Genomic DNA, 26,147 nt, shown 5'->3' on the forward strand with positions numbered 1-26,147 from the left:
GGTCCTTTTTCTATCCAGAAATTTAGACAATAAAAAAACTGGTATTGGCTTTCACCAATACCAGAAAGTTTAGACCCAAAAGATTGGTTGTCTATTTTATTTGTACCACAATTCGATTTAATTCATCTTCTATTTCGTCAATCTAACGACATCACGAACAATCATCAATTCCTCATCCGTAGGTACAACTAACACATCAATTGTAGAATCATCAGTACTGATCTTACGAATTCCTTTGCCATTTTCATTGGCATCTTTATCAATTTTAACTCCCATATAGTTAAAACTATTGGAAATCAATTCACGGATCCATGGATTGCCTTCACCCATACCAGCAGTAAATAGAATTACATCAGTACCGCCAAGTAATGCAATGTATGAACCAATATACTTAACAATACGATTAATAAAGATTTCAATTGCCAATTCAGAACGTTTATTTTCATCCTTAGTTGCAATTAAATCACGCATATCAGGTGATACACCAGATATACCGAGTAATCCAGACTTGTTATTAAGAATGTCAATCATATCTTGAACATCTGTAATCTTCAACTTTTGCATTAAGAATGCAACTAATGATGCATCTATATCACCTGAACGTGTACTCATAGTAATTCCTGCCAATGGTGTGAATCCCATTGAAGTATCAACAGACTTGCCACCTTTAATAGCATCAATTGAAGCACCACTACCTAAATGAGCGGAAATAATCTTCAAATCTTCTATACGCTTACCTAAGAAATCTGCCGCAGCTTTAGAAACATAACGATGACTAGTTCCATGTGCACCAAACTTACGAACACCATATTTTTCGTAATATTCATATGGCAAGCTATATAAGTAATTAACTGGATCCATTGTTTGATGGAATGAAGTATCAAATACTGCTACTTGAGGTACATCGGGAAGAATTTTCTTAAAAGCCTCAATACCAGCTGCTTGTCCAGGATTGTGTAGTGGTGCAAATTCTGCCAAGTCCTTAATTTGTTGAATTACCTTTGGTGTAACCACTGCTGAATCCTTAAAAATATTACCACCAGCAACGACACGATGGCCAATACCTGTTATCTCATCATAGCTATTGATTATCTTCATTTCTAATAATTTTTCCAGCATTTTATTAACAGCTGTAATATGGTCAGGAATATCTCCCACCTTACTGAACTTTTCACCATTATATTTAACTTCAAATACTGAATCTGATAATCCTAAACGATCTACCATACCCTTAGCAATCACCTTTTCATCTGGATATGAATAAAGTTTCCACTTTAATGTAGAACTACCTGAATTAACTGCAATAATCTTTGACATACTATTCACCTAACCCTTTAAAGTTGTTTCTTGCCCATTCTTGTAATTGATCTTTGAATCCTTCAAACAATTTTGGTTCGTTTGTATCTGGAATCGTACCCATCAAGACATTATCTGCTTGTTTTGAATTGCCACCGTGTTTTTGAAGTACTACAACCGCCTTCTGCGCTTCTTTAGAAGCAAATAAGTTTGAAGGCAAGTCTAATACTGCTTGCAAATAAACACTTGAAACCATCCATTCGGATAACTTTTTAGCTTGATCCGTTTGGAAGATTTGTGACGGCACAATAAAAATACCAACACCACCATCATTTAAATTACTCATAGTTTGTTCAATTAGTAAATGATGCGCATATGAATGACCATCATCTGACTTAGTTTTGAATTTAGCAGCATTCTCATCAATCGGATAATAACCAACTGGTAAATCAGCAATGGCCATATCAATATCGGTCACTTCCCATTCAGAGATACCATCTTGATGGTACGCATCAAGATTGATATTCATAACCTCACTGAAAGCTTTTGATAATCCCAACAGACTATCATCATTATCGATTGCCGCTGAATTAATTTTGAAATCTCCAGCTTGTTGTAATTGCTGAATAAATTCAATCAGAAAATTACCAGTACCGACAGTCGGATCAATAATATTCAACTGTTTTTTACCCTCAGAATTCAAAATTTCAAATGCTATTAAACTAGCAATCAATCCAATCATATCTGGAGTCATTAATTTATTTACTTCAGAATTATCAACTTTTTGATCCTTAATGATATTTACTGTAATTGCTTGCTTTAATTGTGCTTGAGTTAAGTGTAATTCTTTAAGCTCATCATAAATTTTAGTTAATTTTGTCACGGTATCCTCATCAGGAGCACCGTTTTCTACATATACTTGTCCATCAGCGATATTCGTTAAATTTTCTGCCAATGCATCAATATAACTAGTCCCTAGCGACTTCTTTAGTAAAGTGGTAGCTTGATCTAATTGATCATAGTACTTTTGCATATTCTCTTCTGCCATAATTTACCTCTTTAATAACATACTAAAATATTACCGTTGAAAGCGATTTAATTCAAGTGGTTGTAGCGTTTCCATAAATTTAACTTTAGAATTTTTAGTATTGTTAATAATTTCTTGCCGATATTTTTCATCAAGTTTTTGATAATTCCTAACTTGCCTATCAAAATAAGCATTACTAAATCCTATCACTAAAACGGCAATAGATAAAATCATAACTGCATTGAGAATAATAGTTCCTTGATGTTTATGGCTAATTAGTCTCATTAATCAAGTACATCTCAGACTTTCGATTCAACTTATCAATAGTACGAATAATATAAATATCTTTATTTCTTTCAAATTGAATACTCTTCAATCCAGTAATTATTGGCATATGTCCTCCCATTTCGGCACCTGTCATTCTCAACATACTGTCATTACTATATGATTCAATCGTGTAGTTTTTATTATTTGTGGACTCAAAAACTATATGATGATCTTGAAAATCAATTATTTTTGCATTTAAAAACATATCTTGAATGCGTTCATTATAAATATGCCAACGCAGCACTTCACTTCTGGTATTAGTTTGAACTTTACTAACTATCTGTAATGACTGTTGCAAAATGCCTAATGTCATAACTGTTACTAGTAATGCAATCACGGCTTCGGCTAACACAAACCCCTTACGGCGATTTTTGTGCGTAAAAAGTCTTTCCATTAACTTCTACTTTCATTAAACTTTTGGTTTGACTGAATTTATATTTCTTATTATCAATTGTTATATCAGCTGGCAGATTGGAATTTCGTAAATGCAATTCCATTATTTTGTGTGCACTACTTCTCATTTCCCAATTATCAATTATCTTAAACTGCTCACTTACACAATATGAAAGGGTTAAAACTATCATCACTGATATGGTCAAAGTTATTAGTGACTCTACTAAAATGAATCCAGATTTACTTTTCAACTAATTCTCCCCACATCATTTGGATGGTATATCTGTATGTCTTATGAGTTAAAGTAGATTTAATTTCAATGCTTTTAGGTCTTGTAGTACCATCCTTATTAACATAAATTTCAACATCACGTTTCTTGGTATTCACAAGCGTCTTAGGAAGTTTTATTTTATGTGAGAATTCCTTTTTATTCATAAGATCAACGAAGGTCATCGTATTGGTATCATAATTATAAAAAAACCTAGTATATTTCTTATTTAAGTATGAGTAGTTCAACATATTATGCCAATTAATTTTAAATTGGCTTATAACTTGTTTCTCTTCAATGCGTTGTTGATAATTTTGCAACCCATATATGGATACTGACATTAATGTACAAAATATTGCCAGTGAGATTATTGATTCTATTAAAGTAAAAGCTTTACTTTTGTGAACTAGCATTTTTGGATTCAACGATGTATGAACCTGTATTATCTTTTTTATCGCTAATCACATATTTATTTTGCACTTTTTCAGATTGCTTTTTACTAATGTACCCTTTATCACTAAGATCCTTCCATGTTGGTGTAGAACCATTTTCATCAGTGGCATACATATCTACTTGAGTTTGTAATGTGGCTACAAATGCCGCTTCACTTTTAGTGTCCGCATTATTCTTTTGTGTTCCTAAATTAGGGATCATAACCAACAATAGGAGTGAAATAATAAATAATACGATAACCATTTCAATTAATGTAAATGCCTCTTTTGTTTTTTTAATAATTTTTTTCATGTTTAACTTATCCCTTTCATCATTCCGTAAACTGGTAGCAACACTATTAAGTATGTGACCAAAATTATAATTGCTATCACACCGAACAAAATTGGTTGTACCAAGTTTAATATTTTTTTTATTCTTCTTTGTGTTTCTTCAAATTTCAATTCTGACATCAAATTCAAGTCTTGTGCTATTTCACTTGTACTGCCACCAGATTGTAAAATCATTTTTAATTCGTTAGGTAGAAGCTTTTCTTTTTCGATTAAATGATAAATACTCTCGCCACAACTCAGCCCTTCACCAAAATGCTGTGACAATACATATTGAATGGATCCCGGTTTAAATAAACGACTGAACGAACATATATCATAAAGATTCAAGCCACTTCCCACCTGCATTCCCAAACCTTGTAAAATGACAAATTGGAAAAAACTGGAATATGCTTTGCCCACTACTGGTAATTTAATCAAAACTAATGCACGCTGATATTCGTTGACTAAACGAATCTTATGAATAAAATAACTAACTCCAGCAAAAAGAATTAAAGTAATTATTAATATTGAACTAATAAAAACATCTATTAAATTACTGTCATTATTAAGATTCAACTGAGGAACAATATATAATTTCATGCCGACTAACATAACTACTAAGAATAATATGATGAATATTGGATAAGCCATAAGATCCATTAATTTCTCTTTTTGACGTGACTTATTTTTCAGAATCATGCCACTTTGCAATAGGGTCTGCTGCATCCCTCCATTACTCTGTGCAATGGTTAATTGATTATTAATAATTGGTGGTAATTTCAAATGCACCATAGCTTCGGCTATCATCTTCCCATTTTGCAAATCCCGATATATCAAGTTGAAAATATCACTTTTTGTTTCAAGCATTTTTAAACAATTAATTGCTTGTTTAATAGAGAATCCATTTGTTATCAAACGACTAAGTATTATTAAATACTCCGCTTGTTTTTGAGATTTTATTTTTTTATCCGTAAAGATATTCTTGGTAGGTATTTTCATCGATATATCCAATTTCATAAGTATTTTTAATCATATTCATCCAGTTTTGATCAGTCTTGTTTGTTTCCATAAACTTCTCGATATCAATTGCATTAATAGAATCTGTAAATAATTCAGTTTCGTTTATCGTAGGAATTAGTCTTTGATATGAAATCCAATTAATTGAATTTAAAATATCTAGTTCATCTATTCCAAATTGCTTTAAACGTTGTATAACAGAATATTTGGACTTTCCATGTATAGTCGTCATTACTGTGTATCCACACAATGCCGCTTGAATTGCTTGCTTAGCCGTTTTACTATCACGGATCTCCCCAATTATTAACACTTCAGGCCGGTGTCTTAGACTTGCTTTAATAAGTTCTTCGTAGGTCATACCTGAATCTTCATTCACCTGCAATTGTAAAAATTGATCTTCAACGATTTCAATTGGATCTTCGATACACATAATTTTTTTATCATTAGCTAATTGACGTCCAATTGAATACATTAACGACGTTTTACCTGATCCCATAGGACCGGAAAAAATCATCATCCCACTACGTTGTGCAATCGGTAGTAACTTTTTCAAAATGTCTTGATTCAATTCAGTATTCAACTCTTGTGGATAAATTAGTCTAACTACAACTGATTCCCTATTTCTAAAATCTCCTACTGTTGAGATACGAATATGAATTCTAAAACTTTGAAAATAAAAACTAAATGATCCTTTTTGTGGACGTCTTCTTTCAGATACGTCCAATCCACTATTGAATTTTAAAAAATTAATAATTGCTAAATTTTCATCTAAAGTAAAACTAGCAATTTTGTATCTTCCTTGATCATTACGTGCCTCTATAAAATATGTATCATCATTAGGAAAAAAATACAGATCTGTCGCTCTATTTTGGCAGGCATTCATCAATAGTTCATTTGTCATCGTCTCTGTGATCATTCTATTGCCCTCCTTATACTTAAAATTACGCAAAAAAAAGACCGCAAACTTAAAAAGTTTGCGATCTTTATAAAATCGACTATTCGTCATCTTCATCAGCAGCAGCTGTGAAAACATCTGAAACATCATCGTCATCTTCAAGTTGATCGATCATGCGTTCAAATTGTTCCTTCTTATCTTCTGGAACTGGTGTTGTATTTTGAGGAATCATTGTTAATTCAGCATTAGCAATTTCATAACCCTTTTCTGTCAATCCATCACGAACTGCAGCAAATTCTTTGGCTTCAGTATAGATTTCAAAAGCATCTTCTGAAGTTTGCAAATCATCAGCTCCAAGATCCATGATGTCTAGAAGAACCTCATCCTCATCTTGTGTGTTCTTTGAGCGATCAAGTACGATGTATCCCTTACGATCAAACATGTAAGCAACAGAACCACTTGAACCCATGCTACCCCCATTACGAGTAAACGCAACACGTACGGCAGAGGCAGTTCTGTTCTTGTTATCTGTTAAAGCTTCAACTAAAACTGCAACTCCACCTGGAGCATAGCCTTCGTATGTAACTTCATCATAATGTTCTTCACTGCCACCTTCGGCCTTATCCAAGGCACGCTTGATATTATCTTTAGGCATGTTAGCTGCACGAGCTTTATCTACTATTAAACGAAGAGCAGCATTACTGTCCGGATCGGCACCACCCGATTTTGCTGCCATAAATAATTCACGTGATAGTTTTTGGAAAATCTTTCCACGTTTAGCATCTTGAGCGTTTTTTCTACCCTGGATGTTATGCCATTTTGAGTGTCCTGACATTTCTGCTTCCTTCTTTCGTTAATAATTGTAAACCAGGTAATATAATATCAAACTACGCCCGTCATTTCAATGTCTTACACTCAATTAACTAATCACTTAGGAACTATATTTTCTTACTTTTAATATCAATTCCTAATAAGCTCACCATCGCTATAACGGTGCCTGCTAAGGAGGCTAATAATCCATTACTTGAACCCGTTTGTGGCAATCTTCCAGTTTGTGCATAAGATGATTCTATAACATTTGAATTATTATTTTTCAATGAAGGAAGTGAAACTTGCGTATTATTCGATAGAACGACAGTGTTGTTTGTATTATCTTCATTAAAAATTGATGAGTTATTATCATCATTATCTGGTTGTAGTTCAATTACAGATTCAGAGTTTTTATCTACATCTGTATCATCACTTACATTAGTGGATTCATTCGCATCAGGATCAGGTGACTGATCAGGTTTATCAGATGTTTCTGAGTCACCAGGAACTACAGGGTCACTTGGATCTGTAGTATCTGAATCATCAGGTACACTTGGATTACTGGGTTTTGTAGGTGGTACTGTGTTATCTGAATTATCACTGTCATGACTAGAACCACCACCGGTACTACGAGCTAAAACATGTAAAACTACTGTTTTAGTTTGATTATCTTCAGCGCTCAACTCAACATTATAGTCCCCTGCAACTTTGTAATTAGCCTTACTCAAATCAACTTGCACAGGTTCAGTTTCACCACCATTATTAGTTGCACTAGCTTTAAATGAACTGGCACTCGGAACAGGATCACCGATGTACATCGTATAATCACTACCCGCTAAGCTTGCTTTAGAAGGTGAGACTTCAACGTCAGCTGTTACACTTTCATTCCCATAAGTATACTTAACTGAATATATTCCCGGAATAGATGTATCAATCTTGTCGACTATTTTATTGTTTGGATCTTTAATTTCTACACTTACATCATCGAAATTAATTGGAGTTTTATCCGAAAAATATGCACTATCAAAATTATCCTCTGGACTCCAAGACGAACCAGTATATATATGTGAACCAGTAACATTAATAATCGGATTGATTACTGTAACTTTATATGTACCAGTGTATCCATCACCCATTGTCCAATCAAACGTGAAGGATTGTGTACCAGCTGGAATATTGAATGTTCCCACTCCGTTATTATAAGTGTATTTCACATTATTAGTTGGGGTACCAATATTGATATTTTCCTCCGTAAATCCATTAGCCTTTACATTGAAAAAATTGTTAATAGTATTCTTTGTAGAATCGATAGTAATCTCAGCAGTTTGCTTAACAACAGGGTTCCCTGCCATTACAATCTGTGGTGCAATTATGTTGGTAATATGATTATTTTCAAATGCTGCATATTTGACTTCAGTATTGTTTCCATTAATGGTTATAGATTCAAGCTTATTGTCGGAAAATGCCTGTGTACCAATGGAAGTTAGACTTTCTGGGAAAATCAAACTACCAGGTATTGAAGCAAATTGGAAAGCTCCGTCTCCAATTGTCGACAAATTAGAAGCCCTAGACATATCTAATTTTGTTATTCCACTATCATACTGGAATGCATGGTTACCAATAGATACTAAACCACTACCCAAACTTACTGATTCCAAAAGTGCATTAGAATAAAAAGCACTATCACCGATAGTTCTAACAGAGTCTGGTATATAAATAGTAGTAATATTAGATGAAGCAAATGCTGAATTACCAATATTTAGCACACTATTTCCTAAATGAACTGAAGTTAAACTACTATCGTATCCAAAGGCCTCATTACCAATATTCGTCACAGAATTTGGGATATCAACATTCATAATTTTGGTTGATTTAAAGGCAGCGTTACCTATGGTTTTAACAGAATTTGGTATATTAATAGCACTAATACTAGTGCTCATTGCAAATGCTTGGTCGCCAATAGTTGTTAGTGTAGTATTTTTATACATATCAACAGTTGTCAAGTTACTCATATAACCAAATGCACCAGTACCGATAGTCTGCAAACCATCATTAATAGTTACACTAGTAATATTATTATTACCTATAAAAGCACTATCACCAATCCCAGTTACATCGTAATCTTTATTATTCAAATTAACTTTTGAAGGTATATTTATTTCAGTATAATCATCACCCTTTAATTGTTTTACAGTTGCGGTTGAATTTGTATCATCTGTATTCCAGTAGAAATCATCAGCTGTCGAAGCAATAGCTGATGGAGTAATCTTATCGACTGATGCAGGTGCTAGCGTATCAGCATCATTCAACTCACCTGTTGAATTAGCATCAGTCTCGTCAGCAGTTGGGTTTGGTGTAGCGGATAAAGCCACTGGAGTAGCTGATCCAACAACTCCCTGTTCAGCTACTGATGGTGCCAAATCAGGCTTTGATTCAGACAAATCTGTTGGTTTAGAAGAATCTACATCACTCGTACCTGCTGACTCCGTGATCACTGAACCATTTTGTACTGTCGGTACTGGTTCACTTGAATTACTTTGAATATTGCTTGATGAATCATCTGTACTTTCTGGCTGTGCATTAGATACTTTTGCACTAGATGTGTCGGTTTTAGCAGAAACTGTTGAACTAGTATTAGTCGCATCGGCTTCAACAACTAATTGATGCTTTAAAGAAGTCCCAACCCCCATTGTTACGACCGCACTAGCAGCAATAATTAGTTGTTTGCTACTTCTAGATATTTTTAATTTTCTTGATTCCATCGTGGTACCTCTATTAATAACAAATTTTTATATAAAATAATGTTAACATTATACAAATAAATATATTTTCTAAAATTAATAAATTATATTTTCTATTTATGGAAAAAATACTATTAATCGCAAAAAAAAATCGGATATTCAGTATAGAGAATATCCGGTCTTACTATTTCAATTTGCTTTTTTAACATGTAAATCAACTAACCATAGTATCAACATGAGTATTAAGATACCTGTTAACGCTCCAACACTATCTAATATAACATCACTAACAGACGGAGTTCTACCTCCTGTTAATCCTTGATGAAATTCATCAAATGCAGCTAATCCAGTTGTTGATAGCCATGGAATTAAGAACATTAAAAATTTATTTTTACTAAGATACTTGTAAATTGCCAAGCACAAAAACAAACCTAAAAGGAAGTAAATACTAAAATGAGCTCCTTTGCGAATAAAGAATTCCAAAAAGTGATAATATCCATCATTATCTATGGACTGTGTCTTACCACCATAATTAAAGCTAATTTTGCTCAAACTATCATAAAATGGTTTATTTGAACGACCTAATGTACGCTCCAAAAATGGCACAGAAGTTTGTTGCTTGTACGTCATTGACGAACTGTAAAATAGTATCAACTCAATTGCAATAACCGCACCCCAGAACCATTTTGCTTTACTTTTCAAATTATTATGCATTATTTTCATCCCAATTAACTTTTGAATTTAGCTCCTTAGCATCATCAAAATATCCAGAATAATAAGAAGAATTAATTGCCCAATAGTACATTATTGTTGAAAAAATAATTATAACAACAAAATCTATTGGATATTTTATCAAGTTCATACCGCCAAAATCAGAGCTACCGATCCAAGATATTATAGATAATCCTATCAAATGTACGATCATCCATAAGCTTGCATAAATTTTCTTTTTAAATTCCTTAAAGCCACGTTTATAGTCATAGATTAGATAAATTGGCAAGCCAACAATAATTATAACGATAACTTGCACTGTCGTTGGAAACATCGACCAATAGATTGCTAAACTAATTAAATCAAAAACTATTGGTGCCAAATATTTCATTCCACGAATCTTAGTCGGTCGCTTAAAATCTGGTCCCATACGACGTAAACTTCCTGCTACCACGGGTCCAGTCAATAATGAAATCAACGTTGAGGCAGCAACGACACGTGATAACAATGCCCAATTCTTAAACATTAATATTAGCAAAAAGCTGACTATAAGATCAACAATTAAAGCAACACGAGGTGTGTTGTACTTATTATTGCTCTTACTTAGGAATTTTGGTAAATGTTTATTCTTAGGCATTGATGACAATGACTTACTTGCTGAAGCTGAGAATGCAATACCACTCCCTACCGGTGAAATAAACGCGGTAAAATAAATCAAAGTTGATAGCCAATAAACATTAAGTACAATTGCCAAATCCGCAAACGGAGAATTAAAACTAATGTGACTCCATCCTGAACTTACAATCGACTTAGGTAGCGATCCAATAAAGACAATTTGAAGAGATATATAAATTAAAGCACTAATTAAAAGTGACAGAATAATTCCCCTGCGAATATTAACTGCCGGCTTTGCAATATCATTCCCCAAATTAATAACAGTCTGAAAAGCTACATATGAATAAATAATCCCCGCACTACCAATAGCAATAAAAATTGACGAAGTACCATGAGGCATAAATTGATTTACTGACGTACCCATATTAGTTACATCAAAATGAGATGTAATCAAAACTATCATGGTTATTACAGGGACAACTAATTTAAAAACTGAAATAAAATTATTAAACTTGGCCATAATTGTAACTGACCAATAATTTATTAAAGTAAACACAAAAATTAAAACAGTCGCCATCACCAGCCCCTGAGCTGATAATTCACCATGCGACATAAATCCATGAGTCCATTGAGCCCATTTCCACGGCCAAGTGCTCATATACTGGGTTGATGCTACGGCTTCAATTGGAAGAATTGCCAATAACGACAACCAATTAGCCCACGATGCTATATGTCCCAAAAATGAACCATGAGTATACATTGTAAATCTACTCATAGCACCATCTTCAGGAAACATCGTTCCTATTTCCACATACACCATAGCAATCATAGCAACTAATACCGCTCCTAAAATCCATGCAATAATAGCTGCCGGGCCTGCAATTTTGGCTGCTTGACTAGATCCAAACATCCAACCAGAACCGATAATGGCACTAAGTCCAAACATAACGGTTGAAAACAGGCTAAGTTTTTTACCTTTCATTACGAAAATCACCACATCTTAAAAATTTGTTATTAATAAATAGCCTCACAATTTGAATTTAGAAACATACTTAAATAAACAAAAATAGTCTCTATTAATATAGAGGCTATTTTTAATAACTATTGCGTACCTTACTCTACTGTGACACTTTTGGCAAGGTTACGAGGCTTATCAACATCATTACCACGTGCCAAACTTGCATAGTAAGAGAACAACTGAGCTGGTACCACACTAACGATAGGAGAAATCATTTCATCAATTTCTGGAATAACAATTTGATCTCCAGGTTTAGCATATTTTTCATTAGCAATCACTAACACATGTGCTCCACGAGCTTCAACTTCTTTAATATTACCACGAGTATGACTTGCACCAATACCATCATTGATATAAGCGAATACTGGTGTACATTTTTCAATCAATGCAATAGTTCCATGCTTTAATTCACCTGCAGCAAAGCCTTCAGCGTGAATATATGAAATTTCCTTTAATTTCAATGCAGCTTCTAGAGATAGCGCATAATCGATTCCACGTCCAATATAGAAGGCATGATCCTGTCCATCAAGATAATCTGCACTTAATTGTTTAATATAATCTTTTTCATCAACAATCGTTTGAATACCATTTGCGGCAATGGCCAATTGTTCTTTAAGGTCGAGATCTTTGGCTGCCTCAACACCTTTTAATTCTCCAAGAGCCTTAGCAAGAACTGCTTCAACAGCAATTTGTGATGTATAAGACTTAGTAGAAGCAACAGCAATTTCTGGACCTGCCAATAATTCCATTGTATATGTTGACTCACGTGAAAGAGTCGAGTTAGCGACATTAGTCATCGTCAAACTTGGTAAGTGCATCTCGTTTATTTTAACTAACACTTGACGACTGTCTGCTGTTTCACCACTTTGTGATAAGAAAATAAAGAATGGGTGCTGTGAAAGTTTTGGCATATGATAACCAAATTCACTACCTAACTCAACATCTACCGGAACATCAGCTAATGTTTCAAAAATATTCTTACCAACTAAACCAGCATGATAACTAGTCCCTGCAGCTACGATGTACAAACGATCAGCTTTATTAATCTCTTTTAACATCTCGGAATCAACATTAATAGAACCATCTTCTTTAATATAGTTCTTAGAAATACGACGCATAACACTAGGTTGTTCGTCAACTTCCTTCAACATGTAATGATCGTAAGGTCCCTTTGAAATATCACTTGCATCAATATTAACCTTATATGAATCACGTTTAACTGGTGTACCATCAATCTTACTGATAGATACCTTATCCTTTTCAAGAATGACAACTTCACCATCATGGATTTCAACGAATTCATGAGTACGATCTAGCATTGCCATAGCATCAGAACAAATAACATTGAATCCATTACCGAGTCCGATTAACAATGGACTCTTACTCTTAGCAACAAAAATTTTATCTGACTCTTCTTTATCAACCATAGCAAAGGCGTATGATCCTTGAATCAATCTAAGTGCCTTTCTAAAGGCTGCTTCAGCATTCATACCTTCATTTGCAAAATGAGAAACCAATTGAACTGCAACTTCAGTATCTGTTTGACTCTTAAAATCTACACCCTTTAAATATTCTTCTTTTAATTCATTATAATTTGTAATTACACCATTATGAACTAGATAAAATCTATTATCAGCTGAGAAATGAGGATGAGCATTATCAATGGTAGCAGGACCGTGAGTTGCCCAACGTGTATGCCCAATACCAGTTAAGCCTTGAACATCAGGAGTAACAGCTTTTTCAAGTTCACTGATTTTACCTACTTCTTTAATCAAAAAGTCTTTTCCTTGTTGATTATTTACATAAATACCTGCAGAATCGTATCCACGATACTCAAGCTTCTCTAATCCATTTAGTAAAATATCCGTTGTCTCAGGATTACCAACAACTCCAACAATTCCACACATTTTTAAAAACCTCGCATTTATAATTGGTCTAGTCATTATTTATATATTGGTCTAGTCAATATTTCTAGACTCCCCATCGGGGAACAAAGCCTAGAATACTAATTTCGTTATCTTTTGTCAATGATTTTATTTCTGTTTTATTAACATTTAATAAAATCGGTATAGTTGGTTTATACCAATATCGGTATACGTACCCATTTGGATAAAAAAAATAGACCAGAACTTTCGCTCTGATCTACTATACTTACATGTTTATTAATTCATTTCTGTCTTTACGACTTCAACAATTTGATCACAAAATTCATTTACTTTTTCTTCTGTGGCAGCTTCACACATAACTCTTAACAATGCTTGTGTACCACTAGGACGTACTAACACACGTCCATCCCCGTCCATTTCATCCTCGACAGTCTTAATGGCATCAAGAATTGGTTGATGTTCCTTCCACTTATCCTTGTCATGTACAGGTACATTAACAAGTTTCTGTGGATAAACTTTAACAGGTGAACCTAATTCAGCTAAACTCTTACCAGTTTCTTTCATGACATGTAACAAATGAATACCAGTAAGCATCCCGTCTCCAGTGTTCATATACTCATATAGAACAACATGTCCTGATTGTTCTCCACCAATGTTGTAGTTATTCTCACGAATCTCTTCAACAACATGACGGTCACCAACAGCTGTTTGGACACTGTGCATTCCATTAGCTTCGATAGCCTTGTACAATCCTAAGTTACTCATAACCGTAGTAACAATTGTGTCCTTCTTTAAACGGCCGCCATAATGTAAATACTTACCCAAGATGTACATGATCTTGTCACCATCAACAATATTACCGTCCGCATCAACAGCGATACAACGATCTCCATCACCGTCAAATGCTAATCCAGCAACTGCATCTGATTCTTTAACTTTTTGAGCAAGTTGTTCAGGATGTGTTGATCCGACATTCTTGTTGATATTAATACCATCTGGATGTGAAGCCATAATTTCAAAATCCACATTTAGGTCAGCAAATAATGTACTAGCAAGACGACTAGTTGAACCATTAGCTGTATCCAAAACAATCTTCATTCCACTCAAATCATCTGACAATGTTTGCTTAAGAAATTGTAGGTACTTTTGAGCACCTTCTGGATAATCTGAAACACTACCTAAACCTTCAGCAGAAGGTCTTGGCAATGTATCCTCTTTAGCGTCTAACAACTCTTCAATTTCATCTTCAACATCATCTGGTAACTTATAACCATCTGATCCAAAGAACTTGATACCATTATCTTCGGCAGGATTATGTGATGCCGAAATCATAATTCCTGCATCTGCAGAAACAGCACGTACTAAGTATGCTACAGCTGGAGTTGTAATAACATCCAAGTTTAATACTTCGATACCAACTGACAATAAGCCGGCAATCAAACTAGATTGTAACATCTGACCAGAAATACGTGTATCTCTAGCAACTAAAACACGTGGATGAGCATTCTCATTATCAGAATGTTGTGTCAAAACGTACCCACCTGAACGACCTAACTTAAATGCAAGTTCAGGACTTAACTCCTTATTAGCAATTCCTCTTACTCCATCTGTTCCAAAATACTTTGTCATAAATAATACCCCCAACGTTACTTTCCATCGTTGTTTTCATTGTTATTGTTATTTGAATCATTGTTACCACTAGCAGAACTATCATCATTTGAATTATTCGTGTTAGAATTACTGCCATTATTAGAATTAGTATTTGTATCATTGTTATTGGAAGCATTAATACCGCCGCTACCTGCACTGCCAGATACACTAATATTAACATTAATAGCTTCAGGGTCAGTAGCCATAACCTGATTTCCTAAAGCATCAGCAAGATTAATCGTCTTCTTGGTATCCTGGGTCACGTCAGATACATCAATCGGCACATCAATCGAATCATCGATGGCGTCAAGTTGATCTTGAGTGCCATAGATTCTGATGGTTTTCACATCAGATTCAAAGTAGAAATTCGAATTCGACGAATTTCCCTTTTGTTTGAGATTAATACTTACCTGTTTACTTGGCATACTAATTGGAATTTTAACATGGACTGTTTGCGGATCCAAAGTTACATTAACAGTTTTACCATTTTTATCCAAAGCTTGCACTAAAACTTCTTGATCAAAAGTAGTCTTTATACCCTTAGGTAGAATTGGTTTAACTATAACTTTCTTTATTTTATTAACTTCAGATGCTGCACCAGTGACACTAACCGTTTCAGGAGACAATGTTATTTTACCTGCCTCATAGCCTGATGCTAAGGCATCCTTGCTATAATCAACATCAACTGCAAATGTCTTGGTTTTACGATTTTGAATATTTACATCTACATATTTAGGTTTTATTGAATACGTTAATTCACTGTTCAATCCCGTTTCTTTAATTTGTACACGATGTTGACCAGTGGATAATTTTTTCAAATTTAAATACAAATTAAAGTTTTGAGTATTTTTCGTAGCCGTTACTAACGCTGACGGACCTTCAATGGTTATTTTGACACTATCTGGATAGCCAGTAATGTAATAATCATTGGTATTCGCTTGTATTTGCAACGGCACAGTCAAGGTTGCTTTTGTATTCACAGTGGATGTGCTTGCTTGATTAGAGTCTCTAGTCGAGCCGACTCCAGGAGAACTAACGGTTAAAAATAACCAAATAGCGGCGCAAAGCGAAATGAAAGCATAAAAATAATTACTATTTATTATTTTCTTCATCATTGTTTTGCTTCCCTCCATTCCTTCGACGTATTGAGAAAAGACTCAAAATTGAATGACTTGTTTCATCTTCAGGATCAGCAAGTTGTGCTTTTAGATACTTCAGGTAATCCTCACGTGACAAATCTAGCATCATATGACCATTTCTAGTGATCATAACGCCACCAGTCTCCTCGGAGACAACGATGGTAATAGCATCAGTAACTTCACTTATACCAACTGCTGCACGGTGACGAGTACCTAATTCTTTAGGAATAGTATTACTTTCTGATAACGGTAAATATGCTGCCGCTACAGAAATACGATTTTTTCGAATAATCACCGCACCATCATGCAACGGAGTATTCGGAATAAAAGTATTAATTAAAAGTGCGCCGGTAACCTCAGCATCCAGTTTGATACCAGTCTCAACGTACTCTTCCAAACCTGTATTCATTTCTAGAGTAATTAACGCACCGATTCTACGTTTACTCATATATTGAATCGCTTGATCCAAACTTTCGATCAAGTGATTCTTTGTTTTGCCCTCTTCATTACTTGCAGTACTGAATAGAGGCATTCGTCCTAAATGTTCCAAGCCACGTCTTATTTCGGGCTGGAAAATAATAACTATGACAACAATTCCCCAATTGATTAATTGATCCATTAAGAAGGAAACGGTATGGAGATTCAATGCCCAACTAGTTAACTTAATTAGGAAAATTATCACAATACCTTTTAGCAATTGAACGGCTTTAGTTCCACGAATCATCGATAGAACCTTATACAGAACATACCAAACTACTAAAATATCAACCAAATTAGCCAAATTCTGCCATGTAAAAATATTACTTGGTATAAAATTCATGATTTTTACCCCTTTACAGCTCGAATTAATTATAGCAAACAATAAAAATTATAAAAGTTCACCAAATATAATTATTATAATATTAATCAATATCAACGTTGATTACTTCTTCACTATAATTAATATTCTGGCGCAATTCATTAGCAGTTGATTTGCTTATTTTGCCTTGTTCAAGCAGATCTTGAACAAAGGCACGTTGATAACTCAACGCTTGAATCTCAATGTTTATACGTTCACTGTTAAACTCTGGTGAACGATGCTTATGTCTTCCTTGTAATAAATCCAGTCTATCTTCGTAGTGACGTTGAAAAACATAAACCAAATTATCCGCAACACCACCGTGCTTACTCTGGTCCAACTCATGTAGCTTGGCCAAAGCACTTTCGGCACCCGCAATGGAAATCTTCATCGCATCTTGATCAAATTGAATTACTTCCTCGCGTTTAATAAAACTACGACGAATCGTTTTCTTTATGCCTCGATAAGTCTTCTTGAAGTAATTAATAAAGAACTCGATAGACTGGCTATATCTACGACGAACAATTTCTTTTTTATATTTAGCAATCTTTTTAATAGCCGCATTGTAGGAATCTTCTGAAATTTCTTCATGATTATACAGTTCTTCAATCGCTTCTAGTTCGCAATTGAAACAAATATCCCACAATTCGGCATCTTTTTTATTCTTTACTCTTTTTTTACTGATTGGTGAAGGATAGTTAGATTGAATACCAAGGTTATGCAAACTATACAAATACTCTGCAATAACCGTTGAATAAACAATATTTTCTTCTTCCTCATTTTCATCTTTTAATTTTTCGATTGTCTTTTCAAGAACCAGCTTATTAGCTTGGTATTGATCCAATTCAATCTGAGTATCCACAACTTCAGTATCCTCAGCCTCGTCATCGATACTTACATTATCATCAATGAACGAATTACCACGATAAGCAACAGGGGCACTATTCTTAGTCATCAAAGGAATTAAAATAGTAGCTCCTAATAAACTAAAAATAATTACCGTACTAGCAATGAATAAGACCAAAGTTCTAGATGGGAAGGCTGCACCACCACTAATCGTTAATGGAATCGACAGAACACCAACCATCGTAACAGCACCACGAACTCCTGAAATACCTGACATTAAACAATAATCAAATCTTTGCTTGGAAAATAAAACAAATTTGCTATCGCCATTTTTAGCAAAAGTGGTATAAACATAACTCCACATGAATCTTATTGCTACCAGCATTATCCAAATAATCATCGATAACCCAATTGCTCCGAAAGTATTGATATTATCATTATGAACTAGCTTAGCCATTGCAAAAGGAATCTCTATTCCAAGTAATACAAACACGATACCGTTAAGAACATAAACTACTAAATCCCAAGTTCGAGATGTAACAAGCCTTATTTCTGGAGAAAAGGCACTAACTGTCCTACTTGAAGAAACATTCATAATTCCAGCAACTACGACAGCAACTACACCCGAAACATCAAAAATATCTTCAGCAATGTAGTAAACAATGAATGGAATAATTATTTGAATAATAGCATGAAGAATAGAATCATCTACACCTTGATTTATCAAATAAAGTCTAATACCATTAAATATCCAAATCATAACTGCACCAGCAAGAGCTCCCATAATTGAAATATAAAAGAAGTCTAGCGTAGCGCCCTTCAGTGAGAAGGCACCAGTAACAGTAGCCGCAACACCATACTTGAAACATATCAATCCAGATGCGTCATTGATTAAACTCTCACCACTGATCAAATGCATTAACTTATCAGGTATATGAGCCTTTTTAGCAATTGATTGAACAGCGATTGGATCAGTTGGAGATAACACAGCAACTAACGTAAATGCCACTGACCACGGTAACGTTGGAATTAAATACTTAACTATAATTCCACCAACAACAGTCGAAATTATTACTAGTATAACGGCGTTACCTAAAATTGGTCCCTTTAATTTCCACAATTCCCGCTTAGGAAACCTATTTCCATCATTAAATAAAATTGGCGCTATAAACGCCAACATAAACCACTCTGTATCTACAGAGATTTGCACATGCATGAACAACGCTGCCAAAACACCAGCTGCAATTTGAATCAAACTTGGTGGAATGGATACGAAGTAGTGGCTAACGATATTTGCCACTATCAATAATGTAAGAATCAAAATAATTGATTCAAGTATCTGCACAGACATCACCTATTTTCTTTGAATTTTTATTACTTAACTTCTTCACCAATAATCCTTACTTCGGTGTGAAGATCAATATTAAATTGATACTTAATAGCCTTCTGAATCAAATGAATTAAATTCATATAATCAGTCGCAGTAGCGCCGCCAAGATTAACAATGAAACCAGCATGTTTCATCGAAACCTGTGCGCCACCAATAATTCTTCCTTGTAAACCAGCCTTTATAATGAGTGGACCTGTAAAATGACCTGTAGGACGTTTAAATACACTTCCACAACTAGGATATTCCAAAGGCTGTTTAGAACGTCTAAGATCATTTAAGCGATCCATTTCCTTTTGGATTTTTTCCCCGTCACCGGATTTCAAGGCAAACGTTGCACTAATGACAATTCCACCATTTTCTTGAACTAAACTATGGCGATAAGAAAAGTTCATATCGTCATGCGTCAAAGTAACAATTTTTCCATCTGGTAACAAAACTTCAGCTGAATCAAAAACATCTTTGATTTCGCCACCATAAGCACCAGCATTCATAAATACAGCTCCACCAACACTTCCTGGTATACCAGCCGCAAATTCTAGACCAGTTAATGATGCCTTTTGAGCAGCAATAGTTGTATTAATAATAGTAGCTCCAGCTTCAGCAGTTACCTTATTACCCTTAACTTCAATTTTTTTAAAGTTAGGTAAAATAATGACAATACCCCGAATCCCACCGTCTTTGATAATCAAATTACTTGCATTACCAATGATAGTAATGGCAATATCATTTTCACGAGCTGTATTAACTATTTCTACCAATTCTTCACGATTTTTGGGAAATGCTAAAGTATCGGCGTTACCACCAGTTTTTGTAAAAGTATATTTGCTTAATGGTTCGTCAATTTCAAATTCAATATTAGGTAATTTTTCAGTTGGAAATTTCAAAATTTCATCATCCTTAATATATGTAAGCTATTTACAATTTTAGCACATAGTCGGTTCTATAACGAACTGCCAAGTTCTGGAATAATGATATAATCATTTCGAGGTGATTAAATAATGAAACTTATATCATGGAACGTTAATGGACTAAGAGCCGTAGTTAAAAAAGATTTTAAATCAATCGTTGATCAACTAAATGCTGATATAATTTCTGTTCAAGAAACAAAGTTGCATCAAGATCAAATTGACTTAGAATTACCAGGTTATCATCAATATTTTTATGATGCTGAACGTAAAGGATATTCAGGTACAGCTATTTTTACTAAGGAAGAACCCATTGCCGTGACTCGTGGGCTGGGGGTCGACGAGTTGGATACTGAAGGTCGTACTCTGACATTAGAATTTCCAAAGTTTTATTTAATAGATAGTTACTCACCAAATTCTCAACAAGAATTAAAACGACTTGATTTTAGGATGAAATATGATGACGAACTAAGAAAGTACATGAATCGACTATCTGAAAATAAACCTGTTATACTTTGTGGTGATTTAAACGTTGCTCACGAAGAAATAGATATAAAAAATGACAAAACTAATCACAAGAATCCTGGCTTTTCTGATGAGGAACGTAATAAATTTACAGAGCTATTAGATAGTGGCTTTATTGACACTTTCCGTTACTTGCATCCCGATGAAATCAAGTATTCTTGGTGGAGTTATCGTTTTAACGCTCGTAAGAACAACGCAGGTTGGAGAATCGACTACTTTGTGATTTCTAACAACGGAAAAGATATGATTGCAAATGCCGATATATTAAATGACGTCTACGGATCAGACCACTGCCCAATTGAATTAGACTTAAACTTATAACACAAGGAGCCTTTATATGAACTTTGTTTCCATGGATTTTGAAACTGCCAACGGACATCGAACTAGTGCTTGTTCACTAGCATTAGTACTTGTACGTAATAGTGAAATAGTCGACAGCTTTTATACACTTATTAATCCTCAAGAATATTTCAGTCCTAGAAATATTCAAATTCATCACATTAGACCTGACGATGTCAAAGATGCACCAACCTTTGATCAAGTCTGGACACATATTCAACCACTATTCGATAGTTCTCATCTAGTAGCGGCCCACAATGCTAGTTTTGATAATAGTGTCTTAAAAAATACATTAACAAACTATGGTATTTTTGCACCAAAATATTTGACTATTGATACCTTGAGAACCAGCCGAAAATTTTATCCACAATTACCAAACCACAAATTAGATACTGTCTCAAAAAATCTAAATATAGATTTAGAACATCACCATAATGCCCTAGCTGATAGTATTGCATGTGCAAAAATATTACTAAAAACTGAACAAGAATTCGGTACAGAACAAATAAAAAAGATGGTTAAGCTAACTAGCTAAACCACCTTAAACATAATTATAGTTTCATCTGTTTCTGACTCTGTCACAAATCCATATTTTTCATAAATATGAATTGCTGCAGAGTTATTTTTGTATACTTCCAAAGTTAACTTGTTTAATGAAGAATCATTAGCCCAATTAAGAGCCTCTTCAGTTAGATATGACGCAATACCATTATTCCAAAAATCAGAATCAACTACGACCCCAAATTCAGCAATTCCGTCTGCTGATTTTTCCAGACGACAAAAGCCAATAATATCATTATCAAAAACAGCAACAATTAACTCATCTTCAGCAGAATCATATATTTCATCAATCGACTCTTCTTCCATTTGAGTAGTTATTCCAGTTAAAGAATCATGCTTAATAAAGTTACTCTGTTGACTAGCACACTTTAAAAAATTCAACAACTTAGCGGCATCTGTCGGGATTGCTTCTCGCAAGATTAATTGTTCGCTCATTTAAGGTCTCCATCCATAAAATTACCAAAATCACGCTTTTCGTAACGGTCACCATATAACTTAAAAGTTATTTGACGATCATCATCGGATTCCAAACGCTTAATATTGATAGACATATGTGCATCAGGGACCTCATCCTTAATAAATTGCGGCCATTCTACAATGGTAACACCGTCACCATTAAAATATTCATCAAAGCCTAAATCCTCATCTGGACTACTCTCCAAGCGATACGCATCCATATGATAAAGCGGCAAACGTCCCTCTTGATATTCACGAATTAAAGTAAAAGTAGGACTTTTCACATTTTTCTTAATACCTAATCCTTGTGCTAAGCCTCTAGTAAAAGTCGTCTTACCCACACCAAGATCGCCATTCATTAAAATAACATCCCCAGCTTGCAAGTAAGGTGACAACTTTTTGCCTAAAGATTCTGTATCTTGATAAGAATGTGTTTGTAATTGATATTCAGTCATATTATTCCCCATTAAAAATTAAAGTGCTAAGGCAGCTGTAAGAATTGATGTCTTATAAACATCCTCTTCATTGCATCCACGTGATAAATCAGAAATTGGCTTGTTCAAACCTTGCAAAATAGGTCCAATAGCTTCGAATCCACCAAATCTTTGTGCAATCTTGTAACCAATGTTACCTGATTGTAAATCTGGGAATACAAAAACATTAGCATGTCCAGCAACCTTTGAGCCTGGAGCCTTTTGAGCACCGACACTTGGAACAAATGCGGCATCAAATTGTAATTCACCATCAACTGGAAGATCAGCATCAAGGCCATGCGCAAAGTCAGTAGCTAAAGCAACTTTATCTACAACTTCACTCTTGGCACTACCCTTAGTTGAAAAACTAAGCATAGCAACTTTTGGATCAATATCAAAGAGTTTTGCACTTCTAGCAGTTTGAACGGCAATTTCAGCTAATCCTTGAGCATCTGGATTAATGTTGATTGCACAATCAGCAAACATGTATCTTTCGTCACCCTTTTGCAAAATAAATGAACCACTAATTCTTGAGTTACCAGGAGCCGTCTTAATAATTTGAAGTGCTGGACGAACAGTATCACCAGTTGAGTGAACAGAACCTGATACCATACCGTTAGCCTTATCCATATAAACAAGCATTGTACCGAAGTAGTTATTATCTTTCAACATCTTCAAAGCTTGCTCTTTTGTATTCTTGCCTTTACGACGTTCAACAAACGCATCAACCATCTCATCAAATTCAGGATAAGTTTCTGGGTCAATAATTTGAAGATCAGAGATATTCCAAGAATTGTCACTAGCAACTTTAGCAATGTCATCTTTGTTTCCTAATAAAATTGGTTTAAGAATATTATCTTTTTGTAGACGAACCGCAGCACCTAATACACGAGGTTCAGTACCTTCAGGTAATACAATTGTTAAATCTTTCCCATCAATTTTGTTCTTAAGACTTTCAAATAAATCCATTATTTCTCCTCCATTTCATCGACAACTTCAGGTAATTGCCAATTGATTACCCTTTCATTATAGGATAAAAGCGCTTTATTTGTTCGAGAAAATGGCTTTGAACCGAAAAAACCTCGATATGCTGACAATGGACTAGGGTGTGGAGACGAAATAATTGTGTTTTTTGTCTGATCAATTAACGGGATTTTACTCTTGGCTGCACCACCCCAAAGAATAAATACAACCTTGCCACGATCTGATAAAGCTTTGATAGCAAAATCTGTTAGTTGTTCCCAGCCTTTATCCTTATGAGAGTATGCTTGGCCTCTTCTAACAGTTAATACAGAGTTAAGTAATAACACACCTTGATCAGCCCAAGACTTCAAATATCCATGATTAACCGGCTTACAACCAACATCATCTTGCAATTCTTTGTAAATATTCACTAGTGATGGCGGTATTCTCACGCCTGGAGCCACTGCAAAACTACAACCTATTGCTTGATTAGGCTCGTGGTATGGATCTTGTCCTAAAATAACTACTTTGGTATCAGAAAAAGATGTCCAAATGAATGCTTGAAAAATATGATACATATTCGGATAAATGGTTTGTGTACTATATTCTTCTTTTAAAAAATTATGTAAGTTTTGATAGTATGGTTTATCAAATTCACTATTTAAAACATCTTGCCAATCATTTTTTATTAATGTTCTCAAAATTACACCTACTGTCCTTGTATATGTTTTCTTAAAATATGGTAACATTCAATTATAGAATAACGCATTCGGAGGAACTTTATGATTAAATTAATTGCATCAGATATGGACGGAACTTTATTAAATGAAAAGATGGAAGTTTCCGAACGTAATATTCAAGCTATAAAAGCTGCTAAAGCAAACGGAATTGAATTTCTTATTGCTTCAGGTCGTGGTTTGAGCGAAGCTAAGCCTTTTTTAAAAGATCGCGTACATCCAGGCTACATAACTTTAAATGGTGCCGAAGTCTTCGATAGTAACGAAAAGCTTGTCTCTAGCAATCCTATTTCTAATGATTCAAAAAATAAAATTGTTAATTTGTTTCATGAATATAGAGTATATTTTGAAGTAATCACTAACAAAGGGATTTTTTCAGATAACAAAGAATTGCGTATATCTAGCTTAGCTCAACTATTAGTTAGTCTAAACCCTGGAACAACCTACGAACAAGCTTATGCCGATACTTTGGAACGTATTAAGTTGACTCCGATGACTTTTTTGGATAGTTACGATAAAATCTTCAATGACGAATCATATCAAATTATGAAATTATTGGCGTTTGATTCTGGAAATGATCGTAGCGTTAAACTAAAGCCTTTAACAGATGAGATTCATAAAGTATTAAAAGACGTCGTGGTTACTTCGTCTTCTCCAAATAACATTGAAGTTAATAGTTCTGATGCTCAAAAAGGTATTGCGCTTATGAAATATGCCAAATCAAAAGGGATCAAGCAATCAGAAACTATGTCTATTGGTGACAACCTTAATGACGCTTCAATGATTCAAGAGGCAGGTATTGGCGTTGCTATGGCGAATGCTATTCCAGAAATCAAAGACATGGCTGATGAATTTACTGACAATAACGCTAATGACGGTGTTGCCCAAATCATCGAAAAAGTCATTGCTCAAAATGAGATGGAGGGTCAAGTGGAATGAAACTTTATATACGCAAAGCAGACTTAATGGTGGGAAATATTCTTGTGATAACAAATCAGAATAAAGAAACTATTTTTATTGCTTCGCGTGATAAAGACAATCCTTTTTTGATTCAACTATACAACCGACTTAATACTAAAATTGGTGAAATAAAATTAAAAAACAACTTTTTAAAAATTTACTCAATTGAAATTAATGGTGAAGAGGTCACTACCATTAACGCAATACCAATGATAGACATAAAATACGTTTATTTATCAAAAATAAATTGGAACATCATTGGCAACCTCATAACTTCTGATTACCATGCTATGCAGGCCGGCAAAGAAGTTATGAAAGTACAGCCAACTATTATGGGACAAGGACATCCCGGACTAGAAATAAATATCGATAACATGGACAATGCTCCAATTGGAACATTAGTTGCTATCTTCCTTAACAAATACATCAAGATACCAAACCTAAAGCCTGACAGTGATGTTAAAATAAACTTCAAATCTAAATTATCATTTTTCAATTTTAAAAATAAGTGCTAAAAAAGTGCGGGTCTAAACTTTCTGGTATTGGTGAAAGCCAATACCAGTTTTTTTATTGTCTAAATTTCTGGATAGAAAAAGGACC

Annotated in this window: 26 protein-coding genes; 4 read left to right on the forward strand and 22 right to left on the reverse strand. The window is 34.4% G+C overall.

Annotation, left to right across the window (positions count from 1 at the left end; all coding sequences use genetic code 11):
* Positions 1-129: 129 nt before the first annotated feature.
* The 18 genes from EKM79_RS09830 to murB all read right to left on the reverse strand — a co-directional run bounded on the left by EKM79_RS09830 (position 130) and on the right by murB (position 20,512).
* The gene (locus EKM79_RS09830) at positions 130-1,317 is read right to left on the reverse strand and encodes an acetate/propionate family kinase (protein ID WP_125568307.1); all 1,188 of its coding nucleotides are present in this window, start codon (positions 1,315-1,317) and stop codon (positions 130-132) included.
* Between the two features lies 1 nt (position 1,318).
* Positions 1,319-2,344, reverse strand: coding sequence for a class I SAM-dependent methyltransferase (locus tag EKM79_RS09835; protein ID WP_125568309.1), 1,026 nt, complete (start codon positions 2,342-2,344; stop codon positions 1,319-1,321).
* 30 nt (positions 2,345-2,374) lie between these two features.
* Positions 2,375-2,608: a hypothetical protein gene (locus EKM79_RS09840; RefSeq protein ID WP_125568311.1), complete on the reverse strand. Its 234-nt coding sequence runs from the start codon at positions 2,606-2,608 to the stop codon at positions 2,375-2,377.
* The gene (locus EKM79_RS09845) at positions 2,595-3,044 is read right to left on the reverse strand and encodes a ComGF family competence protein (RefSeq protein WP_125568313.1); all 450 of its coding nucleotides are present in this window, start codon (positions 3,042-3,044) and stop codon (positions 2,595-2,597) included. The genes EKM79_RS09840 and EKM79_RS09845 overlap by 14 nt, the downstream gene beginning before the upstream one ends.
* A 239-nt stretch (positions 3,045-3,283) precedes the next feature.
* The gene (locus tag EKM79_RS09850) at positions 3,284-3,724 is read right to left on the reverse strand and encodes a prepilin-type N-terminal cleavage/methylation domain-containing protein (protein ID WP_125568316.1); all 441 of its coding nucleotides are present in this window, start codon (positions 3,722-3,724) and stop codon (positions 3,284-3,286) included.
* The gene (comGC, locus tag EKM79_RS09855) at positions 3,705-4,055 is read right to left on the reverse strand and encodes a competence type IV pilus major pilin ComGC (RefSeq protein ID WP_125568318.1); all 351 of its coding nucleotides are present in this window, start codon (positions 4,053-4,055) and stop codon (positions 3,705-3,707) included. The genes EKM79_RS09850 and comGC overlap by 20 nt, the downstream gene beginning before the upstream one ends.
* Positions 4,056-4,057: 2 nt before the next feature.
* Positions 4,058-5,071 carry a type II secretion system F family protein gene (locus EKM79_RS09860; protein ID WP_125568320.1) on the reverse strand — a complete coding sequence of 338 codons (1,014 nt, stop codon included), beginning with the start codon at positions 5,069-5,071 and terminating at the stop codon, positions 4,058-4,060.
* Positions 5,037-6,005 (reverse strand): competence type IV pilus ATPase ComGA, encoded by a 969-nt coding sequence (gene comGA / locus EKM79_RS09865; protein WP_125568322.1) that lies wholly within the window; start codon positions 6,003-6,005, stop codon positions 5,037-5,039. Before comGA ends, EKM79_RS09860 begins: the two co-directional genes overlap by 35 nt.
* Positions 6,006-6,084: 79 nt before the next feature.
* The gene (locus EKM79_RS09870) at positions 6,085-6,819 is read right to left on the reverse strand and encodes a YebC/PmpR family DNA-binding transcriptional regulator (RefSeq protein WP_125568324.1); all 735 of its coding nucleotides are present in this window, start codon (positions 6,817-6,819) and stop codon (positions 6,085-6,087) included.
* Positions 6,820-6,922: 103 nt separating this feature from the next.
* The gene (locus tag EKM79_RS09875; protein ID WP_125568326.1) at positions 6,923-9,556 is read right to left on the reverse strand and encodes a leucine-rich repeat protein; all 2,634 of its coding nucleotides are present in this window, start codon (positions 9,554-9,556) and stop codon (positions 6,923-6,925) included.
* Between the two features lie 168 nt (positions 9,557-9,724).
* Positions 9,725-10,249 carry a VanZ family protein gene (locus tag EKM79_RS09880; RefSeq protein WP_125568328.1) on the reverse strand — a complete coding sequence of 175 codons (525 nt, stop codon included), beginning with the start codon at positions 10,247-10,249 and terminating at the stop codon, positions 9,725-9,727.
* Complete coding sequence (locus EKM79_RS09885; RefSeq protein ID WP_125568330.1) at positions 10,242-11,843, reverse strand: APC family permease; 1,602 nt, start codon at positions 11,841-11,843, stop codon at positions 10,242-10,244. Before EKM79_RS09885 ends, EKM79_RS09880 begins: the two co-directional genes overlap by 8 nt.
* A gap of 131 nt (positions 11,844-11,974) precedes the next feature.
* Positions 11,975-13,786 (reverse strand): glutamine--fructose-6-phosphate transaminase (isomerizing), encoded by a 1,812-nt coding sequence (gene glmS, locus EKM79_RS09890; RefSeq protein ID WP_125568332.1) that lies wholly within the window; start codon positions 13,784-13,786, stop codon positions 11,975-11,977.
* 255 nt (positions 13,787-14,041) lie between these two features.
* Entirely contained in the window at positions 14,042-15,394 is a 1,353-nt protein-coding gene (gene glmM / locus EKM79_RS09895) for a phosphoglucosamine mutase (protein WP_125568334.1), read from the reverse strand.
* A gap of 17 nt (positions 15,395-15,411) precedes the next feature.
* Positions 15,412-16,530 carry a CdaR family protein gene (locus EKM79_RS09900; RefSeq protein WP_246005666.1) on the reverse strand — a complete coding sequence of 373 codons (1,119 nt, stop codon included), beginning with the start codon at positions 16,528-16,530 and terminating at the stop codon, positions 15,412-15,414.
* On the reverse strand, positions 16,508-17,374 hold the full coding sequence (gene cdaA, locus EKM79_RS09905; protein ID WP_125568335.1) for a diadenylate cyclase CdaA: 867 nt from the start codon (positions 17,372-17,374) through the stop codon (positions 16,508-16,510). Before cdaA ends, EKM79_RS09900 begins: the two co-directional genes overlap by 23 nt.
* Positions 17,375-17,456: 82 nt before the next feature.
* The gene (locus EKM79_RS09910) at positions 17,457-19,589 is read right to left on the reverse strand and encodes a cation:proton antiporter (RefSeq protein ID WP_246005667.1); all 2,133 of its coding nucleotides are present in this window, start codon (positions 19,587-19,589) and stop codon (positions 17,457-17,459) included.
* Between the two features lie 23 nt (positions 19,590-19,612).
* Positions 19,613-20,512 carry a UDP-N-acetylmuramate dehydrogenase gene (murB, locus tag EKM79_RS09915; RefSeq protein WP_125568340.1) on the reverse strand — a complete coding sequence of 300 codons (900 nt, stop codon included), beginning with the start codon at positions 20,510-20,512 and terminating at the stop codon, positions 19,613-19,615.
* Positions 20,513-20,626: 114 nt separating this feature from the next.
* Between murB and EKM79_RS09920 the strand changes: the two genes are divergently transcribed.
* Both EKM79_RS09920 and EKM79_RS09925 read left to right on the forward strand, forming a co-directional pair.
* On the forward strand, positions 20,627-21,379 hold the full coding sequence (locus EKM79_RS09920) for an exodeoxyribonuclease III (protein ID WP_125568342.1): 753 nt from the start codon (positions 20,627-20,629) through the stop codon (positions 21,377-21,379).
* Between the two features lie 16 nt (positions 21,380-21,395).
* Complete coding sequence (locus EKM79_RS09925) at positions 21,396-21,932, forward strand: 3'-5' exonuclease (protein WP_125568344.1); 537 nt, start codon at positions 21,396-21,398, stop codon at positions 21,930-21,932.
* On the opposite strand, the gene EKM79_RS09930 is transcribed toward EKM79_RS09925, so the two are convergent.
* From EKM79_RS09930 to EKM79_RS09945, 4 genes are read right to left on the reverse strand one after another with little or no spacing between them, the layout of a single operon-like run.
* Positions 21,929-22,393, reverse strand: a complete 465-nt coding sequence (locus EKM79_RS09930; protein ID WP_125568346.1) for a GNAT family N-acetyltransferase — start codon at positions 22,391-22,393, stop codon at positions 21,929-21,931. The two genes, EKM79_RS09925 and EKM79_RS09930, sit on opposite strands and share 4 nt — an antisense overlap.
* Positions 22,390-22,869, reverse strand: a complete 480-nt coding sequence (gene tsaE, locus EKM79_RS09935) for a tRNA (adenosine(37)-N6)-threonylcarbamoyltransferase complex ATPase subunit type 1 TsaE (protein ID WP_125568348.1) — start codon at positions 22,867-22,869, stop codon at positions 22,390-22,392. Before tsaE ends, EKM79_RS09930 begins: the two co-directional genes overlap by 4 nt.
* Positions 22,870-22,887: 18 nt before the next feature.
* Positions 22,888-23,856, reverse strand: coding sequence for a phosphate acetyltransferase (pta, locus tag EKM79_RS09940; protein WP_125568350.1), 969 nt, complete (start codon positions 23,854-23,856; stop codon positions 22,888-22,890).
* Entirely contained in the window at positions 23,856-24,599 is a 744-nt protein-coding gene (locus EKM79_RS09945; RefSeq protein WP_211331286.1) for a uracil-DNA glycosylase, read from the reverse strand. Before EKM79_RS09945 ends, pta begins: the two co-directional genes overlap by 1 nt.
* 33 nt (positions 24,600-24,632) lie before the next feature.
* On the opposite strand from EKM79_RS09945, the gene EKM79_RS09950 reads away from it, so the two are divergent.
* On the forward strand, positions 24,633-25,526 hold the full coding sequence (locus tag EKM79_RS09950) for a Cof-type HAD-IIB family hydrolase (RefSeq protein ID WP_125568354.1): 894 nt from the start codon (positions 24,633-24,635) through the stop codon (positions 25,524-25,526).
* Positions 25,523-26,062 (forward strand): hypothetical protein, encoded by a 540-nt coding sequence (locus tag EKM79_RS09955; RefSeq protein WP_125568356.1) that lies wholly within the window; start codon positions 25,523-25,525, stop codon positions 26,060-26,062. The genes EKM79_RS09950 and EKM79_RS09955 overlap by 4 nt, the downstream gene beginning before the upstream one ends.
* The last annotated feature ends 85 nt before the right edge of the window (positions 26,063-26,147 follow it).

It is taken from the genome of Companilactobacillus insicii (assembly GCF_003946015.1).
Lineage (GTDB): Bacteria > Bacillota > Bacilli > Lactobacillales > Lactobacillaceae > Companilactobacillus > Companilactobacillus insicii.